Source organism: Streptococcus oralis (genome assembly GCF_001578945.1).
Classification (GTDB): Bacteria; Bacillota; Bacilli; order Lactobacillales; family Streptococcaceae; genus Streptococcus; species Streptococcus oralis_Q.
This window is the reverse complement of the sequence record NZ_KQ969550.1, coordinates 1-2,105: the sequence shown is the minus strand read 5'-3', so window position 1 is coordinate 2,105 and position 2,105 is coordinate 1. Positions and strand designations below refer to the sequence as shown.

The following is a 2,105-nucleotide window of genomic DNA, read 5'->3' as shown; positions in this document are numbered from 1 at the left end:
GACGACAAGCAATAACATTGCGGCAGGAGTCGTAGCAGATAAGAACCAAGCTCAAGGTAAAGATGCTGCCAAGCAAGCGGAAAAAGACCAAACAACAGATAAGCAAGTCACAACCGCACCGAAAGAGGCTAGTCAGTCTGGTATTCGTACCGCGGGCTACTCCGGATTCAGAGCCCCTGGAAATAGTGTTGCGACTGAAAGCTCTCGTCCATCAACGCCTGCAGGTGTTGTTCCTGGAGCAGGTTATAGTAGAAGTCAAATCAACCCTGCCATCGTGCCAGATAATACCGTTGCGACGATCAATACAAATAAAAATTCGACAGTAACGATGCATCCAAAGGACTACTATGAAACACATTTGAATGCACGTCAGCAAGAAGCTTATGATACGACCTACTACTTCAAGAGTCCGACTGGGAAGAGCCTAACAATCACCGATGCTTCTGCAGAAGTCGGTTATGAAGGGATCACTGGTAGCAATAAATGGTCTAATACCAATAAGCTAACTAATCTAGGTCTTAATGCAACGATTACTAACGGCTCTGTTCGCTTCTATGGTCATGCGACTAGGGAAGGTTTCGCCCGTGTGGCTCTGAAAGCGACGGACTCAGATGGCAATTCAACCATTTTCCGTTTCTTCTTTGACTCTTATCGTACAGGGACAAAGACAGGATTTAATGATACTCTTGAAAAAGCTGTCTTTAACCATTCTATAGATAGTGATGCTACTACTACAAGCAAATATTTTGAAGATGCTCAAAACGGCAAGCGCATCTACGATGAAAATCTCTACATCCACGTTAAAAATAAAGATTTCCAAAATGGAGCCTTTGGTAAAAAGGAAACAGGCTTTATAACAAGTGATGGCAATGGGATGTTAAAAGCACCACAGTTGGAAGTTGTTGGTGGAGATCGTTATCTGGCAAATAAAGGTGTGCAATATGATCTTAAGTTTATACCTGCTAAGACTGGTGGTCATGTTGGGGCGGTGAACTTTGTCGGAACACCAAACGCCAATGCTTCTGGCTATCATGAAATTGTATTAGCAATCCGTGATGGTCAAGGGAATGCCCAGTATCGTCCTGTGGGGATCTACCTTGCTCCAAAACCAGACACTGCTAAACCAGTCGCTCAAACTCAAGACTTTGAAGTAGAACAAGGCAAGACCTTTGAAAAGACATTTACAGTAACGGATGATTCTGGTGAGTTTAATCTTGCTAAAACCTTTATCGGAACAGGTAACACAACTGACCCTGCAAGACCTTGGATCCAATACGAAGTTAAAAAAGAAGGTAACCAACTTAAAGTCCGTGTGTATGGTACAGTACCAAAAGATGCTACTGTAGAAGAATTAACAAATTTCCTTGTTGCGACAGATAAAGCCGGAAATGTTAACTCAACTGCTACTGAGCGTTTGTCAGCGTCAAAAGGTGGCCCATCTGTTAACGGACAATTCAAGGTTAAAGTTATTCCGAATAAGGAGTCGCAGTCCGCATCTACAAGCTTGAGTCAAAGCGCTTCAGCATCAGTAAGTTCAAGTCAAAGTGCTTCAGCAAGTGCATCGCTTAGCGCAAGTCGCTCAGCTTCAGCGAGTGTAAGCTCAAGTCGTTCGGCCAGTGCCTCAGCCAGTGCATCAGTAAGTTCAAGTCGTTCGGCTAGTGCCTCAGCGAGTGCATCAGTAAGCTCAAGTCAATCAGCTTCAGCATCAGTAAGTTCAAGTCGTTCGGCTAGTGCCTCAGCAAGTGCATCGCTTAGCGCAAGTCGCTCAGCTTCAGCAAGTGTAAGCTCAAGTCGTTCGGCCAGTGCCTCAGCAAGTGCATCGCTTAGCGCAAGTCGCTCAGCCTCAGCGAGCGTAAGTTCAAGTCGTTCGGCTAGTGCCTCAGCAAGTGCATCGCTAAGTGCGAGCCGCTCAGCCTCAGCAAGTGTAAGCTCAAGTCGTTCGGCCAGTGCCTCAGCAAGTGCATCGCTTAGCGCAAGTCAAAGTGCATCCGCTTCAGTATCCGCAAGCCAAAGTGCTAGCGCATCAGTAAGCCAATCAACTTCAGCTTCAGTAAGCTCAAGCCAAAGCGCTTCAGCGTCTGTATCTGCAAGTCAATCAGCTAGCG

The 2,105-nt window shown here is 45.8% G+C and carries 1 pseudogene; it reads left to right on the top strand.

From position 1 onward, the window contains the following. A pseudogene (locus SORDD16_RS11410) lies at positions 1–2,105 on the top strand (hypothetical protein); the annotation flags it as partial.